The organism is Serinicoccus kebangsaanensis (assembly GCF_008919445.1).
Classification (GTDB): domain Bacteria; phylum Actinomycetota; class Actinomycetes; order Actinomycetales; family Dermatophilaceae; genus Ornithinicoccus; species Ornithinicoccus kebangsaanensis.
The window spans coordinates 295,121-311,468 of sequence record NZ_VSLG01000001.1 but is presented as its reverse complement, the minus strand read 5'-3'; the positions used below and the strand labels follow the sequence as shown (position 1 = coordinate 311,468).

14 protein-coding genes are annotated in these 16,348 nt (G+C 72.1%); 11 read left to right on the top strand and 3 right to left on the bottom strand.

Annotated elements, in window-relative coordinates; translation table 11 throughout:
- Positions 1–137 precede the first annotated feature (137 nt).
- Positions 138–1,037, top strand: coding sequence for a pyridoxal 5'-phosphate synthase lyase subunit PdxS (gene pdxS, locus FXF60_RS01495; protein WP_151523467.1), 900 nt, complete (start codon positions 138–140; stop codon positions 1,035–1,037).
- A 12-nt stretch (positions 1,038–1,049) separates the two neighbouring features.
- Here pdxS and FXF60_RS01490 read toward each other — a convergent pair whose 3' ends face one another.
- A complete protein-coding gene (locus FXF60_RS01490; protein WP_151523466.1) occupies positions 1,050–2,390 on the bottom strand; it encodes a hypothetical protein in 1,341 nt (446 codons plus the stop codon).
- On the bottom strand, positions 2,377–2,889 hold the full coding sequence (locus FXF60_RS01485; protein ID WP_151523465.1) for an RNA polymerase sigma factor: 513 nt from the start codon (positions 2,887–2,889) through the stop codon (positions 2,377–2,379). The genes FXF60_RS01490 and FXF60_RS01485 overlap by 14 nt, the downstream gene beginning before the upstream one ends.
- A gap of 104 nt (positions 2,890–2,993) precedes the next feature.
- Between FXF60_RS01485 and pdxT the strand changes: the two genes are divergently transcribed.
- Positions 2,994–3,584, top strand: a complete 591-nt coding sequence (gene pdxT / locus FXF60_RS01480; RefSeq protein ID WP_151523607.1) for a pyridoxal 5'-phosphate synthase glutaminase subunit PdxT — start codon at positions 2,994–2,996, stop codon at positions 3,582–3,584.
- Here the strand turns inward: pdxT and FXF60_RS01475 are convergent.
- Positions 3,572–5,923 (bottom strand): cell wall-binding repeat-containing protein, encoded by a 2,352-nt coding sequence (locus FXF60_RS01475; RefSeq protein ID WP_192796547.1) that lies wholly within the window; start codon positions 5,921–5,923, stop codon positions 3,572–3,574. The two genes, pdxT and FXF60_RS01475, sit on opposite strands and share 13 nt — an antisense overlap.
- Positions 5,924–6,166: 243 nt before the next feature.
- Here FXF60_RS01475 and FXF60_RS01470 point away from each other — a divergent pair, with 243 nt between their 5' ends.
- The 9 genes from FXF60_RS01470 (at position 6,167) to FXF60_RS01430 (ending at position 16,203) form a co-directional block, all read left to right on the top strand.
- The gene (locus FXF60_RS01470) at positions 6,167–6,937 is read left to right on the top strand and encodes a YebC/PmpR family DNA-binding transcriptional regulator (RefSeq protein WP_151523463.1); all 771 of its coding nucleotides are present in this window, start codon (positions 6,167–6,169) and stop codon (positions 6,935–6,937) included.
- Between the two features lie 101 nt (positions 6,938–7,038).
- Positions 7,039–7,695, top strand: a complete 657-nt coding sequence (gene ruvC, locus FXF60_RS01465; protein WP_151523462.1) for a crossover junction endodeoxyribonuclease RuvC — start codon at positions 7,039–7,041, stop codon at positions 7,693–7,695.
- On the top strand, positions 7,692–8,297 hold the full coding sequence (gene ruvA / locus FXF60_RS01460) for a Holliday junction branch migration protein RuvA (protein ID WP_151523461.1): 606 nt from the start codon (positions 7,692–7,694) through the stop codon (positions 8,295–8,297). Before ruvC ends, ruvA begins: the two co-directional genes overlap by 4 nt.
- Positions 8,298–8,362: 65 nt before the next feature.
- On the top strand, positions 8,363–9,442 hold the full coding sequence (ruvB, locus tag FXF60_RS01455) for a Holliday junction branch migration DNA helicase RuvB (protein WP_238335653.1): 1,080 nt from the start codon (positions 8,363–8,365) through the stop codon (positions 9,440–9,442).
- Between the two features lie 209 nt (positions 9,443–9,651).
- Complete coding sequence (locus FXF60_RS01450) at positions 9,652–10,035, top strand: preprotein translocase subunit YajC (protein ID WP_151523459.1); 384 nt, start codon at positions 9,652–9,654, stop codon at positions 10,033–10,035.
- Positions 10,032–12,029, top strand: a complete 1,998-nt coding sequence (gene secD / locus FXF60_RS01445; RefSeq protein ID WP_238335633.1) for a protein translocase subunit SecD — start codon at positions 10,032–10,034, stop codon at positions 12,027–12,029. Before FXF60_RS01450 ends, secD begins: the two co-directional genes overlap by 4 nt.
- Positions 12,029–13,252 carry a protein translocase subunit SecF gene (gene secF / locus FXF60_RS01440; protein WP_151523458.1) on the top strand — a complete coding sequence of 408 codons (1,224 nt, stop codon included), beginning with the start codon at positions 12,029–12,031 and terminating at the stop codon, positions 13,250–13,252. Before secD ends, secF begins: the two co-directional genes overlap by 1 nt.
- Positions 13,253–13,268: 16 nt before the next feature.
- Complete coding sequence (locus tag FXF60_RS01435; protein WP_151523457.1) at positions 13,269–13,805, top strand: adenine phosphoribosyltransferase; 537 nt, start codon at positions 13,269–13,271, stop codon at positions 13,803–13,805.
- Between the two features lie 61 nt (positions 13,806–13,866).
- Positions 13,867–16,203: a RelA/SpoT family protein gene (locus FXF60_RS01430; RefSeq protein WP_151523456.1), complete on the top strand. Its 2,337-nt coding sequence runs from the start codon at positions 13,867–13,869 to the stop codon at positions 16,201–16,203.
- The last annotated feature ends 145 nt before the right edge of the window (positions 16,204–16,348 follow it).

Below are 16,348 nucleotides of genomic sequence, written 5' to 3'. Positions count from 1 at the left end.
CGCCAGCCCACGGATTTTAGGCATACTTGTGTTCTTTAAAAAAGTGGGCCGTAGACTTTGCCGCAGCCGACGGCGCACCGACCCTGAGACCGCGCCGGGCCCTGCACACCGCGAGCACCACGAGAGGCACCACAGGCATGTCCGAGCCCACCCAGCACACCACCGGCACCACCCGCGTCAAGCGCGGCATGGCCGACATGCTCAAGGGCGGCGTCATCATGGACGTCGTCACCGCGGAGCAGGCCAAGATCGCCGAGGACGCCGGGGCCGTGGCGGTGATGGCCCTGGAGCGCGTGCCCGCCGACATCCGCGCCCAGGGCGGGGTGTCCCGGATGAGCGACCCGGACATGATCGACGGCATCATCGAGGCGGTCTCCATCCCGGTCATGGCCAAGGCGCGGATCGGGCACTTCGTCGAGGCGCAGGTGCTGCAGAGCCTCGGGGTGGACTACGTCGACGAGTCCGAGGTGCTGACCCCGGCCGACTACACCAACCACATCGACAAGTGGGCCTTCACCGTCCCGTTCGTGTGCGGTGCGACCAACCTGGGGGAGGCGCTGCGACGCATCACCGAGGGCGCCGCGATGATCCGCTCCAAGGGCGAGGCCGGCACCGGTGACGTGTCCAACGCCACCACCCACATGCGGTCCATCCGCGCCGAGATCAACCGGTTGACGTCCATGTCGACCGACGAGCTCTACGTCGCCGCCAAGGAGCTGCAGGCGCCCTACGACCTGGTCCGGGAGGTGGCGCAGGCGGGCCGGCTGCCGGTCGTGCTCTTCACCGCCGGTGGCATCGCCACCCCCGCCGACGCGGCGATGATGATGCAGCTCGGCGCCGAGGGCGTCTTCGTCGGGTCCGGCATCTTCAAGTCCGGCAACCCCGGGCAGCGGGCGGCGGCGATCGTCAAGGCCACCACCTTCCACGACGACCCGGACACCATCGCCGAGGTCTCCCGGGGCCTGGGCGAGGCCATGGTGGGCATCAACGTCGACGACATCCCGCAGCCGCACCGGCTCGCCGAGCGCGGCTGGTGACGGGCGGCGAGGTCACCGATCTCGCCGAAGCCGTGCTGCCACCAGCCTGAGGCCGAGCACCAGGCAGACGGCCAGCGCGAGGACCATCCCGATCCGGAGCAGCACCAGGTCTGATCCACGGTCGGATCGTCCGACGTCCGCCACCTCGGCGCCGACCAGCCGGTCGGCGGCGACCGAGATGTCGAAGATCCCCGCTCCCGTCCAGCCCGGCTGGGCCACGAGGAGCTCCTCCGCCTCTCCGGTGACGGGCAGGGCGAAGAGGTGAAGGCGGGAGGCACTGGTGGCGTCGTCGTAGGCCGCGACGAGCAGCCGGTCGTCGCCGAGCCACCCGAGCACCTCCGGGGCGCTGCCGAGGTCGCTCAGGTCGTGCGACCGGTCGGTCCCGGCCACACCGTCGTCCAGATCGACCACGGCGAAGCGGCCCGATCGTCCTGGCGACTCGACGACGGCTCGTCTCCCGTCCGGACTCACCGAAGTGGCCTGAAGACCGGGCGGCACCCCGGTGTCCTCCCTCAGCAGCCGTGTCGCGTCCGCGTTGTGGAGCTCGGTATGCCCGTCGCGGGCGACGAGCAGCCCCGCGGCGTCGGGGAGTGCGGCGACGGCGTCGGCGCCGGCCAGGGCGGGTAGGTCGCGCGTGGCGGCCTCCGGCGGTGCGTCCAGGTCGACGAGCGAGACGTCGTAGTCCGGTCGCGGCGGAGTTCCGGACAACGAGGCATACCGGTCGATCTGGCCGGTGACGGTGCCGACGTAGAGCAGGCGGCTGTCCGTCGACCAGGCCAACGGGACCGTGGAGCGGCCCTCGCCCAGCGCGACCTCGCTTCGCAGTCCGCTGCGGAGGTCCACGGTCGTGAGCGTGCCCGTCCCGCCTCGGGACCCCACCGCCACGGTCAGACCGTCGGGGGAGACCAGAGTGGGGCCGGGGTCGCCCTGATCGACGCGTGCGCCGGCACGGTCGGCGGTCCGCAGACTGCGGTAGGTCGCTCCGTCGGCGCCGAGCGCCACGGCCTTCGGGCTGTCGAGGAGCTCGGTCCCGGATCCATGGGTGAAGACCATCATCGCCGCCCCGGCGGGATCGTCCTCGACCGTGCTGGCCAGGTGGGAGTAGGCAGGGAAGGGGTCGGGGAGCACCCCGGGCTCCTCACCGCCCGCGGGTGAGGGGTCGGCGACCTGACCGACCGTCTGGAGCAGGATCAGGAGCAGGGTGACGACCGCCGCCACGAGCAACGCACCCGTCGAGCGACGACGGGTCTGCTCGAGCCGAGGTTCGGGCGCGAGCGGCACCGTCGGAAGGTCGGTGAGCAGGTCGCGCAACGCACGGACCGCCCGGTCCTCGCGGGGGTCAGTCGTCTGCATCGACGGCCTCCTTCATCCGGGCCAGTCCACGGTGCAGCCGCGACTTGACCGTGCCCTCCGCGACCCCGAGCGTCGAGGCGATCTGCGGGACGCTCAGGTCGTCGTAGAAGCGGAGGACGAGCACCGCACGGTGCTGTGCGGACAGACGCGACAAGGCCTCCCTGACCGCCAGCTGGTCGGCCAGGTCGGCGCCACCGAGCTGGTCCGCCCGCTCCAGCCGCCACCGTTCCCACCGAGACAGGTAGCTGCGGTGCCGGGACTGCCGCCGCACCCACGAGCGCGCCTGGTTCACGACCACCCGACGCAGCCACGCCTCGGGGTCCCGCACGTCGTCACGCCGCGCGAGAGCGAGGTAGGCCTCCTGTGCCAGGTCGCGGCCGGTCTCCAGGTCGCCCGTCACCGCGGCGCCGAGGCGCACCAGTGAGGGACGGAGCGCCTCCGCCTGCGCGGCAGGATCCTCCGGGGCGTCCGTCACGTGGATCTGGCTCGGTCGGTCCACACCACACAGTCGCCGGAGGTCCGGCGATCGTTCCTTCCGATCGGGACACCAGTATGTCGTCAGGCCGGCGACGCGTGGTCCTAGACTGCGGGGCCGTGACCGCGATGACGATCGGCGTGCTCGCCGTGCAGGGCGACGTGCGCGAGCACGTCGCGGCGCTCCAGCGCTCCGGCGCCGCCGCCCGGCTGGTGCGGCGTCCGGCCGAGCTGGACGGGTTGGACGGGCTGGTCGTCCCGGGCGGCGAGTCGACGACGATCGACCGGCTGTGCCGCATCTTCGGCCTGCACGACCCGATCCGTGCCCTCATCGCCGACGGTCTGCCGGTCTACGGCTCCTGCGCCGGCATGATCCAGCTGGCCGAGGAGATCCTCGACGGCCACCGGGAGCAGCAGAGCTTCGGGGGCATCGACATGACCGTGCGGCGCAACGCCTTCGGCCGCCAGGTCGACAGCTTCGAGGTCGCCCTGGACATCGCCGGGCTGGCCACGCCCGACCGCCCCTTCCCGGCGGTCTTCATCCGTGCCCCGTGGGTGGAGCGGCTGGGTGAGGACGTCGAGGTCCTCGCCGAGGCCGACGGTCACCCGGTGGCCGTGCGCCAGGGCTCGCTGCTGGCGACCAGCTTCCACCCCGAGGTGACCGGCGACCACCGGGTGCACGAGCTCTTCGTGCAGCTGGTCGGCGCTCAGCGCAGGTAGCGACCCAGCCTGGTCACGTTCGGGTTGGTCACCACGCCGTCCCCGCCGAGGACATACATCGACTCGGGCCGCAGGTGGGTCAACGCCCGGTCGGTGCCACTGGCGATCCAGTCCTTCGGCGTGAGCACGAGGGGCGTGCCCTCCCGTCCGGCCAGGGCCGCCGCGACCAGGGCGTCGGGGAAATCCGCGCCGAGGGCGACGAAGGCGGGGTCGGTGCCGCGGGGGAAGGTCTCTGCAATCCGTGCCGCGGTGCCGTAGCGGTCGGAGCCGGACCAGCGCACCGTGCCCTCGGAGGCATACTGTCGCGCCTGACGACGCACGGTCTCGGTGATCGCGGCGTCACCGCCGAGGATGACGATCTGCCGGGGCCGGAGCCGGGTCAGCGCGTCCCGCGTGCTCTGCGGGAGCTCACCCGGACGGGTCAGCAGCAGCGGTGCCTCCTGACCGTTGGCGACGGCCGCTCCGGCCAGGGCGTCCGGGAAGGTCTCGCCGCTGGCGAGCATCACCCGGTCGACCCCGGCGGGGTAGTAGCCGGCCAGCGCCGCTGCGGTGCCGTAGCGGTTCGTCCCGGAGACGCGCTCGACGCGTCCGGTCCGCGCATACGGCTCGAGCCGGCGGAGCACGGTGTTGCTGACCGCCTCCGTGCCGCCGATGACGACCAGTCGCGCCGGGCGCAGACGCGTCAGCGCCTGCGCCGTCTCGGGCGGGATCGACCCCTTCTTGGTCAGCAGCAGGGGGGCGTCGTAGACCCCGGCACGCGCGGATGCCGCCAGCGCGTCGGGGTAGTCCTGCCCGGAGACGATGTAGGTGACGCTGACACCGGGGCTCCAGTGGTCGGCGACCGCGGCGGCGGTGCCGTAGCGGTTCTCCCCGCTCACCCGGACCGGACCGGTGGGCGTGGGTCCGGGGTTGTTGAAGGTGAAGTAGTCCGTGGACAGGCCGTCGGACCAGGTGGGCCAGTAGCGGGCCAGCATCAGCCCGTTGCCGGTGGCGTGCGCGTAGGTGTAGTTGCCGGAGGACGTGAAGCCCTCGACCCGCGCGGTGAGGATGCGCCCGCCCCACGAGCCCACGCCGTCGCGGGTGAGCACCTGCACCCGCGCCACCTCGTGGATGCCGTAGCGCTGCTCCAGGGAGCTGCCGGGAAGCGAGGCGTTCCACCGGTGCCTCGGGTTGGCCGGCGTCGCGTCGTAGGGGTCCGGCTGCGCCGTCAGGTAGTCGTGGCCGTTGCCCGCGGCGATCGTCTGCCCGCCGGTCGAGGCGGAGTACATCGTGGTCGCCAGGCGCCGACCGTTCGGGAAGGCGAAGGTCAGCACCTCTCCCGCCGTGGCGTTCACCGCCTCGTTGTTGGCGGTGAACTCGTAGGTGCTGATGGACCCGTCGCCGCGGCGCTCGCCCCGTCCGCGGTAGGCCTGGCAGTAGGTCGTGTCGCAGATGTCGTAGTAGTCCGTGCTCGCGCTGCGGCGGGCGTAGGTGCGCGCGGCGACCGACTGCGCCCGCAGCGCCTGCGGGTGGAAGGACGGGCCCATCTCGGCCGCCACCACCGACCGGAGGTAGTGCTGCTCGGGCAGGTGGTTGACCGTGGCCAGTGCGGCACCGCCGTGGTGGGTCGCGGTCAGGGCACCGCGATAGATCCGCAGGCTCCCGTTCGGGAGGTAGAGGTCCACCGTGCCCTCGGAGGGGGAGGAGAAGGTCACCGGGCAGCGGCGGCTCATGCCGGACGGCCACCAGGACGTCCAGGAGGAGCCGTTGTAGCCCTCGAGGACGCAGGACGTCGCCGACGAGCCGGTCGCGCGCACCCGCCACTGGGAGCGTCCCCCGGGCAGTGCCCAGGTGGTGCCGCCCGGGGCGGCGCCGACGCGCATACCGCTGCGGTGTGCCACCCGGGTCACGCCGTCGTTGTCGATGGTGATGCCGACGGCGATGTCGGTCGCGGCCCAGGTCTCCAGCCGGGTGCCGGGGTAGTAGAAGTCGACGATCTCCTCGTGCGAGAGCCCCTGCAGCCCCGCGCCGTGGGCGCCCCACTGGGACATCCCGATGCGGTGACCGAAGCCGCCGCCGGTGATGTCGTAGGTGCCGTCCGCGGGCAGGGGGTAGACCTCGGCTCCCGGCACGGGTGCCGGGAGCACGTCGTCGGTGGTGACCACGGTGGTCTCCCCGAGCTCGTCGGGGCTCTCGGGCGGGGTGACGGCCTCCGCCTGCTGGGAGTAGGGGCGGCCCGAGTCCGGTGCCGGGTCCACCGGATCGGCATCGGGGGCGGAAGGGCTTGCGGCGGAGGACAGGCTCGTCGTCAGGGACACTACGAGGGCGAGCGTGAGCCCCACGATGGACGGTCGTCGCACGTTGACTCCAGTCGAGTGGGTTGGCCTGAGCAGGGACATTGCTCCGACCGTGCCCACTATGGTGCACGAGGTATGCCTGGGGCAAGGGTGGGCGATGGTGCGCGTGGTGCCGTTCTGCCTGGCCATGGCACCTCCCGGCGTGGGGGCAGGAGCTGCCACGGCAGGTAGCCTGGGCGGTCGATCCTGCGAGCGCCCTGCGCCGCAGCGGACCCGGGCACCGAGACGAAGGACGAGGACACGTCGATGAGTGGTCACTCCAAGTGGGCGACGACCAAGCACAAGAAGGCGGCGATCGACGCCAAGCGCGGCAAGCTCTTCGCCAAGCTGATCAAGAACATCGAGGTCGCGGCGCGCATGGGCGGGGGAGACCCCGCGGGCAACCCGACGCTCTACGACGCCATCCAGAAGGCGAAGAAGAGCTCGGTGCCCAACGACAACATCGACCGCGCGGTCAAGCGCGGATCGGGCGCGGAGGCGGGTGGCGCGAGCTACGAGGCGCTGGTCTACGAGGGGTATGCCCCCGGCGGCGTGGCGCTCTACATCGAGTGCCTCACCGACAACAAGAACCGCGCCGTGATGGAGGTCCGCACCGCGCTCACCCGCAACGGCGGGTCGATGGCGGACAGCGGGTCGGTGGCCTACCTCTTCGACCGCAAGGGTCAGGTCGTCGTCCCGAAGGAGCAGGAGAGCGGCGACACGGACGAGGACTCGCTGCTGGAGATCGTGCTCGAGGCCGGCGCCGAGGAGGTCGAGGATGTCGGGGAGTCCTTCGAGGTGATCTCCGAGGCCAGCGACGTGGTCGCCGTGCGGACCGCGCTGCAGGACGCCGGTCTGGACTACGACTCGGCCGAGGTGACCTTCGTGCCGAGCATGGAGGTGCCGCTGGACGTCGACGGGGCGAAGAAGGTCATCCGGGTGGTCGACGCCCTGGAGGACTGCGACGACGTGCAGAACGTCTACTCCAACGCGGACATCTCGGACGAGGTGCTGGCCGAGCTCGACGCCGACGACTGACCGGCGGCACTGCGCTGCACGCGTGTCGCGCGAGGGCAGGGTCGGTCCGGGCTTGTAGCGTGGAGTGCGAACATCTGTCCACACCACCGAACGGGAGCGGTATGCGCGTGCTCGGCGTCGACCCCGGCCTGACCCGCTGCGGTCTGGGGGTGGTCGAGGGGCTGCCGGGACGGCGGCTGCGGCTGGTGGAGGTCGGTGTGGTGCGCACCCCGCCGTCGGACGACCCGGCCGAGCGACTGCTGTCCCTGCAGACCGAGCTGGACGAGTGGATCGCCCGGACCCGTCCGGGGGCGGTGGCGGTGGAGCGGGTCTTCGCCAGCACCCGCAACAGCAGCATCATGGGCGTGGCCCAGGCCTCGGCGGTGCCGATGCTGGCCGCCGCCCGGCTGGGGCTCCCGCTGGCGCTGCACACGCCGTCGGAGGTGAAGGCCGCCGTCACGGGCAACGGCCGCGCGGACAAGGCCCAGGTGGGCCACATGGTCACCCGCATCCTGTCGCTGGAGAGCAGGCCGCGTCCCGCCGACGCGGCCGACGCCCTGGCCCTGGCGATCTGTCACCTGTGGCGGGGCGCGGTGCCGCACCGCCCGGAGGCGACCTCCACCCGGTTCGAGGAGGCCGAGCGCCAGGCGGCGCAGGCCCCAGCCAACCGGCTCGCCCAGCTGCACGCGGAGCACCGCACCGCCGCGCGCTCCGCGGCGGCGCGCGCGTCCGCGCGGGCGGGCAGCCCCACCACCACGACCCGGAGGAGGACCCGGTGATCGCCTCGGTCCACGGTGCCGTCCGACACGTCGGCCTCGACCACCTGGTCGTGGAGGTGGGCGGTGTCGGCCTGCTGGTGCACACCACCCCGGACACCGCGGCGGGGGCGGCCACGGGTCGGGAGATCACGCTGGAGACGACCCTGGTGGTGCGCGAGGAGTCGCTCACACTCTTCGGCTTCGACACGGCGGACGCGAAGGCGATCTTCGAGCAGGTCCAGACGGTCAGCGGCGTCGGGCCCCGGCTGGCCCTGGCGATGCTGTCGGTGCACTCGCCCGACGACGTGCGCTCCGCCCTCGCGCAGGGCGACCTGGTCGCGCTCACCAAGGTGCCGGGGATCGGCAGGAAGTCGGCCGAGCGGCTGGTGCTGGAGCTCAAGGACAAGATCCTGGCCGTCGGGGTCGGGTCGGGGTCGACCTCGCCCGCGGCGACCAGCGGTGCCGAGGACGCGGTGCACGGCCAGGTGCGGGAGGCGCTGCAGGGTCTGGGGTGGAGCGCCAAGCAGGCAGACACCGCCATGTCCGCGGCGACCTCGGGTGAGGCGCCGCCCGCCGACGTGGCCGCGCTGCTGCGGGCGGCGCTGCGGGAGCTGGGCCGGTGACCGGCGCGCCCGAACCGCACGACGACGGTTCCTACGAGGTGGAGGTGGGGGAGGACCTGGCCGGCATGGAGCGCGTCGTCGACCCCGCCGGGAGCGACGAGGAGCGGCGCATCGAGGCGGCGCTGCGTCCCCGCCGGCTCGCCGACTTCCCCGGGCAGCAGCGGGTGCGGGACCAGCTCGGGCTGGTCCTCGAGGCCGCCCGGCGCCGGGGGAGCCCGCCCGACCACGTCCTGCTCTCCGGCCCGCCCGGCCTGGGCAAGACCACGCTGGCGATGATCATCGCCGGCGAGCTGGAGCAGCCGATCCGGATCACCAGCGGCCCGGCCATCCAGCACGCCGGCGACCTGGCGGCGGTGCTCTCCTCCCTGGTCGAGGGCGAGGTGCTCTTCCTGGACGAGATCCACCGGATGTCGCGCCCCGCCGAGGAGATGCTCTACCTCGCCATGGAGGACTTCCGGGTGGACGTCATCGTGGGCAAGGGGCCGGGCGCCACCGCCATCCCGCTGGAGCTGCCGCCGTTCACCGTGGTGGGTGCCACCACCCGGGCCGGGTTGCTGCCCGCGCCGCTGCGCGACCGGTTCGGCTTCACCGGGCACCTGGACTACTACGCCACCGAGGACCTGGTGGAGATCCTGCACCGCAACGCCGCGCTGCTGGAGATCGAGGCCGACGACGCGGGGATCGCCCAGATCGCCTCCCGGTCCCGGGGCACCCCGCGGATCGCCAACCGGCTGCTGCGCCGGGTGCGGGACTGGGCGCAGGTGCACGGTCAGGACGTCGTGGACGAGCCGGCCGCGCAGCAGGCGCTGGCCCTCTTCGACGTGGACGAGCTGGGTCTGGACCGGCTGGACCGTGCCGTGCTGGACGCGCTGTGCCTCCGCTTCGGCGGTGGCCCGGTCGGCCTGTCCACCCTCGCCGTGGCCGTGGGCGAGGAGCCGGACACGGTGGAGACGGTCGCCGAGCCCTACCTGGTGCGGGAGGGCTTCATGCTGCGTACCCCTCGTGGCCGGGCGGCCAGCCCCACCGCGTGGCAGCATCTCGGTCTGACGCCGCCACCGGAGGCTGGTGGCGCGGTGCCCGGCGCGGCCGGTGGCCGGTTCGGCCGCGACGGCGAGGAGCCGGCGACCCTGCCGCTGGGCGAGTGAGACCGCCGAGGGGGACGAGCCGCCCGCCCGGGGCGGCCTCGACCTCACGCCGCACGCGACGGGGACGGACACGGCACACCCACCTCTTTGGTGGCCCCAGCCCTCTCACCTAGACTGCCCCGGGTGCCCGCCGCGCTCGACAGGAGCGCGCGTCGGGACGACGGCGTCGCAACTGGCGCCTCACGAGACACGCTTCGAAGGGTCACTCCATGACACTGGCGACCGGCGCCGCTGCGGGCGCGGGGGGCAGCGGCATCACGCTCCTCATCCTGGCACTGCCGATCCTCTTCCTGCTCTTCCTGATGTTCAGCCAGCGCCGGCGGGCGCGGGCCGTGACGAGTGCTCAGAGCGAGCTGCAGCCGGGCCAGGAGGTGATGACGACCTCCGGGATGTATGGCGTCATCCGCGCCGTCGAGGCCGACGTCGTGCACCTGGAGGCCGGTGGCGTGGTGCTGCTCTTCCAGCGACGGGCCATCCTGCCGCTGTCGATGACCGGCGGCACCGGTGCTGTCGGGACCACCCGCGACGACACGGCCGATGACCAGGGCGAGGATGCGGACGGCGCCGACGGCGCCGACGGGCAGCCCCGATGACGACCTCCACCCCGGCGCCCCGTCGTGACGAGGACCTGCCCGGGGCCGGCGAGGGCAGCGGGCGCAGACAGCGTCGGTCGGGGGGCCGGCGTGGTCCTGGGGGCCAGCGCAGCGCCCGGATGCGGGGCCCGTTGCGCACGCTGCTCAGCCTGCTCGTGGTCACCGTGCTGCTCTTCGGTGGCATCGGTGTGGCGCGGCTGTGGGCCGAGCCCGCGGCATCCCTGACCCCGCAGCTCGGCCTGGACCTGGCGGGCGGGCGGCAGATCGTCATGGCGCCCCTCACCGAGGAGGGCGACGCGGCGTCCGCCGACCAGCTGGAGCAGGCGATCGACATCATCCGTCGCCGGGTCGACGGCGGCGGGGTCGCCGAGGCGGAGGTCACCCGGATGGGGCAGAACGTCTCGGTCGCCATCCCGGGCAACCCCACGGCCGACCAGGTGGAGGCCCTGAGCCGGTCCTCGCAGCTCAGCTTCCGTCCCGTCCTGGTGGCCCAGCCGACCGGGCCGCAGGCGGAGCTGCCCGAGCAGCGGACCCTGCCGCTGCCGCCCAGCCTCATCCAGGAGCAGCTCGAGGAGCTCGAGCAGCAGCAGGAGGGGTCGGGGACGGGTGACGAGACCGGCGACTCCGTCGAGGAGGGCACGACCGACGACGGCACGACCGACGAGGCCGAGCAGACCGAGGAGAACCGCGGTGGCACCCGGCTCCCGATGACCGAGGACGGCACCGAGGCCACCCAGGCCCCCGGTGTGCCCGCCGACGACGACAGCAGCACCGCCCCTCCCGCCGAGGAGGAGACGGCCCCGCCGGCCGACCCCTCGAGCCTGGCGCAGATCACCCCCGAGCTGCAGGAGGAGTTCACCGCGCTCGACTGCGCCGCCGACGGCGTCGCGACCGAGGTCGCGAGCGCACCCTCCGCCGAGCCGACGGTGGCCTGCAGCGTCGAGGCCGACGAGAAGTTCATCCTCGGCCCGGTGGAGCTGACCGGCAGCAGCGTCACCGACGCCAACGCCGGCCCGGAGACGGTGCAGGGTGGCACGGTGACCGGGCGCTGGCAGGTCAACCTCACCTTCGACGGTGAGGGCGGTCAGACCTTCGCCGAGATCACCTCCCGTCTCTACGGCTACCAGCAGGGCGAGGCGCAGAACCGCTTCGCCACGGTGCTGGACGGCGAGGTCATCACCGCCCCGACGGTCAACGGCGTGATCTCCGGCGGGACCGCGACCATCAGCGGTGACTTCACCCCGGAGGAGTCGCAGAACCTGGCCAACCAGCTCAAGTTCGGTGCCCTGCCGCTCAGCTTCGAGGTCCAGACCTCCGAGCAGATCAGCCCGACGCTGGGCGGTGAGCAGCTGCGCTACGGCGTGATCGCCGGGATCATCGGCCTGCTGCTCGTCTTCGCCTACATGCTGGTGCAGTACCACGCCCTCGGGCTGGTCGCCATCGGCTCCCTGGTCGTCGCGGCGCTGCTCGCCTACGGGTCGGTCACCCTGCTCGGCTGGGCCAACAACTTCCGGCTCACCATGGCCGGGGTCACCGGACTCATCGTGGCGATCGGCATCACCGCCGACAGCTTCATCGTCTACTTCGAGCGGATCCGGGACGAGGTGCGAGCCGGCAGACCGCTGCGGTATGCCGTGGACACCGGGTGGGAGCGGGCGCGCCGGACGCTGATCATCTCCGACGTGGTCAACCTCATCGCCGCCTCCGTGCTCTACCTGCTCTCCGAGTCGGGGGTCAAGGCGTTCGCCTTCGCGCTGGGTCTGACCACCGTCATCGACCTCCTCGTGGTCTTCATGTTCACCCACCCGCTGGTGAGCATCCTGGCCAACACCCGCTACTTCGGCGAGGGCAAGAAGTGGTCCGGGATGGAGCCGGAGCGTCTCGGCGCCAAGCGCTCGGCCTACCTGGGCCGGGGCCGGGTGCGCGAACCGGACGTGATCGCGCCCGGACGGAGACGGCATACCCGCGAGGAACTGGAAGGCGGTGTGGTCTGATGTCGCGCTTCTCCCGCCTCGGCAACGACCTCTACTCGGGCGCGCGGTCCTACAACATCGTCGGCCGCCGCACGTTCTGGTACCTCCTCTCCGCGGTGCTGATCGCCGTCTCGCTCGTCGGCCTGTTCGGCCGCGGGCTCAACTTCGGGATCGAGTTCAGCGGTGGCTCCGAGCTGCGCGTCAGCCAGGTGAGCGCCACCCAGATGGAGGACTACGAGCAGCGCGCCGGCGACGTCATCGAGGCGGTGAACCCGGAGGGCACCACGACCATCACCCAGATCGGTGACGACACCGTCCGGGTGCAGACCGGGCAGCTGCCGAACGCGGACGCCGAGGCGGCCCGAGCCGACCTGGCGGACGAGTTCGGCGTCGACACCGAGGACGTGACCAGCTCCTTCGTCGGTCCGTCCTGGGGGGAGACGGTCACCCAGCGCGCGCTGATCGCCCTCGCGGTCTTCCTCGCCCTCGTGACCCTGGTGCTGACGTTCTACTTCCACACCTGGAAGATGGCCGTCGCCGCCCTGGTCGCCCTCATCCACGACGTGCTCTTCACGGTCGGGATCTACGCCCTCCTCGGCATCGAGGTCTCCCCGGCGTCGGTCATCGGCTTCCTGACGATCCTGGGCTACTCGATCTACGACACCATCGTCGTCTTCGACAAGGTGCGGGAGAACACCGAGCACGCCTTCGACACCAAGCGGCAGACCTACGGCGAGGCGGCCAACCAGGCGGTCAACCAGACGTTCGTCCGGTCCGTCAACACCTCGGTCGTGGCACTGCTGCCGGTCGCGGTGATCCTGGTCGTGGGCATCTCGCTCATCGGCCCCGGGACCCTGGTGGACCTGGCGTGGGCGCTCTTCATCGGCATCGCGGTCGGGACCTTCTCCTCGATCTTCATCGCGACCCCGCTGCTGGTCCACCTGCGTGAGCGCGAGCTCTTCATCCGCAAGCACGACGCCCAGGTCACCAGGCGCCGGGCCCGGCACGACGCGCGCGAGGCGGCCCGTGACCAGGAGGCGGACGCCGACGGTATGCCCGGCGACGGCGAGGACGAGCTGGTCGGCGTGGGCGCGGGGCAGGACGGCGAGACCTCCGGTGGCGCCGGTGCGACGGCGGACACCGGCGGCGGCCTGCGCGGCGGGCAGACGCAGGGGCGCCAGCTGCACCCCTACGCGCAGCGCGGCCCGCGCAACCAGCCCAAGCGCAAGAAGCGCGGCCGCTGAGCCCTAGGATCAGGCCATGGCAACCCCTGATGCCCAGCTCGCCGCCGACGTGCTCGCCGGGATGCGTGACATCCCGGACTTCCCGGAGGAGGGCGTGGTCTTCAAGGACTTCACGCCGGTCCTGCTCGACCGGGAGCTGCGCGACCGGATCGTCGCCGACACGGTGCAGCGGCGCCGCGGGACGGTGGACGTCGTCGCCGGCATCGAGGCCCGCGGCTTCATCCTCGGGGCGATGATCGCGCACGAGCTCGGGGTGGGCTTCGTCCCGGTGCGCAAGGCGGGCAAGCTGCCGGCCGCCGTGCACAGCACCTCCTACACGCTGGAGTACGGCACGGCGACCCTGGAGATCCACCAGGACGCCGTCTCGCACCGCGAGCGGGTCCTGGTCGTGGACGACGTGCTGGCCACCGGCGGGACCCTCGCCGCGACCTGCGACCTGATCGAGCGGTGCGGCGCCAGCGTCGCGGCGATCGAGCTGGTCCTGGAGATCGGGGAGCTGGCCGGCCGGGACAAGCTCACCGGCTACGACCTGCACTGCCTGACCAGCGTCTGAGGGCCCGCGACGCCCGTCACCGGCGTGCGGAGGCGTCCCCCCGACGACCTATGATCTGTGCATGAGCGAGCCGGCCGCGACGACACCCCCCGCGAGGGTGGGTGGCGGTCTGCGGCCACGCTGGGCGCGGCTCGGCGGCACGAGGACCTCGACCAACCCGGCGCTGGAGCCGCTCCTCCGCTCGGTCCGGGCCACCCACCCCAAGGCCGACCTCGGCCTGATCGAGCGGGCATACTCCGTCGCCGACGAGATGCACAAGGGTCAGCTGCGCAAGTCCGGCGACGCCTACATCACCCACCCCCTCGCGGTGGCGACGATCCTCGCCGAGCTCGGCATGACCCCCTCCACCATCGCGGCGGCGCTGCTGCACGACACGGTGGAGGACACGCCATACTCCCTCCGGCAGCTGCGCTCCGACTTCGGCGACGAGATCGCGATGATGGTCGACGGCGTCACCAAGCTGGACAAGGTGACCTACGGCGACGCCGCCCAGGCGGAGACCGTGCGCAAGATGGTCGTGGCCATGGCCCGCGACATCCGGGTGCTGGTCATCAAGCTCGCCGACCGCCTGCACAACGCCCGCACCTGGCGCTACGTGTCGGCGGAGAGCGCGGCGCGCAAGGCGGGGGAGACGCTGGAGATCTACGCCCCGCTGGCCCACCGGCTGGGGATGAACACCATCAAGTGGGAGCTGGAGGACCTCTCCTTCGCCCAGCTCTACCCCAAGGTCTACGACGAGATCGTGCGGATGGTGGCCGACCGGGCACCGGCGCGCGAGGAGATGCTCTCCCGGATCCGGACCGAGATCGGCGACGAGCTGCGCGCCGCGAAGATCCGGGCGACGGTGACCGGACGACCCAAGCACTACTACTCGGTCTACCAGAAGATGATCGTGCGGGGGCACGACTTCGACAAGATCTACGACCTGGTCGGCGTGCGCGTGCTGGTCGACTCGATCCAGGACTGCTACGCGGTGCTCGGCGCCCTGCACAACCGGTGGAACCCGGTGCCGGGGCGGTTCAAGGACTACATCGCGATGCCCAAGTTCAACATGTACCAGTCGCTGCACACGACGGTGATGGGGCCGAGCGGGAAGCCGGTCGAGATCCAGATCCGGACCAACCAGATGCACCGGCGCGCGGAGTACGGCGTGGCCGCCCACTGGAAGTACAAGGAGCACGGCCCCGACGGCACCAAGGCGGTCGCCGGTCCCGACGGCGCCCCGGGCGCGCTGGAGGGTATGCAGTGGCTCCGGCAGCTCATCGACTGGCAGCAGGAGACGTCGGACCCGGGGGAGTTCCTGGACTCGCTGCGGTTCGAGATGGGCGCCGCCGAGGTCTACGTCTTCACCCCCGACGGCGACGTGATGGCGTTGCCCGCGGGCGCCACCCCCGTGGACTTCGCCTACGCCGTGCACACCGAGGTCGGCCACCGGTGCGTCGGCGGACGGGTCAACGGCAAGCTGGCGCCGCTGGACTCCGAGCTCAGCAACGGCGACGTCTGCGAGATCATCACGAGCAAGGCGCAGGACGCAGGACCCAGCCGGGACTGGCTCAGCTTCGTCAAGAGCCCGCGGGCGCGCAACAAGATCCGGCAGTGGTTCACCCGGGAGCGGCGCGAGGAGATGGTCGAGTCCGGCAAGGACGAGATCGCCAAGGTGCTGCGCAAGCAGAACGCCCCGCTGCAGCGGCTGATGCGCCACGACACCCTCACCGCCGTGGCCCAGGGGCTCAACTACAAGGACATCGACGGCCTGTTCGCGGCCGTGGGGGAGGGGCACGTCTCCGCCCAGCACGTCGTCAAGCAGCTGCAGGCCACCCTCGGCGGCGAGGACGGCACCGAGGAGGACCTCGCCGAGGCGGTGCGGCCCCGCCGAGGGCGTGTGGCGCACAGCGACCCCGGCGTCACCGTCGTCGGGGCCGACGACATCTGGGTCAAGCTCGCCCGGTGCTGCACCCCCGTGCCCGGCGACCCGATCCTCGGCTTCGTCACGCACGGCAAGGGCGTGTCGGTGCACCGCACCGACTGCACCAACGCGGTCGAGCTGCAGGGCAAGTCGCCCGAGCGGATCCTCCGGGTGGCGTGGGCCCCGACCGAGCGCAGCCTCTTCTTGGTGAACATGCAGGTGGAGGCGCTGGACAGGTCCGCCCTGCTGTCCGACATCACGCGCGTCCTCTCCGAGCAGCACGTCAACATCCTGTCCGCGTCGGTGCAGACCAGCCGTGACCGGGTCGCGCTGTCCAAGTTCACCTTCGAGATGGCCGACCCCTCGCACCTGGAGTCGGTGCTGCGGGCGGTCCGGCGGATCCCCGCGGTCCTCGACGCCTACCGGGTCACCGGCACGACCAGCACCGACCCGCACCGCCGGGAGGCGGCCCAGCCCTCCGACGCCTCCTGACCCGGTCCGGCACGGGCCGCCCTGCGAGGCCGCTCCCCAGCGACGCTGCTACCCCGGCGCGGCTGTCACCCCGGCGCGGCGGACTGCCGGAATTCGACTGTGCTTCTGCTTGCCATGGCGACGTTTCGAGTAGTCGAATTCCGGC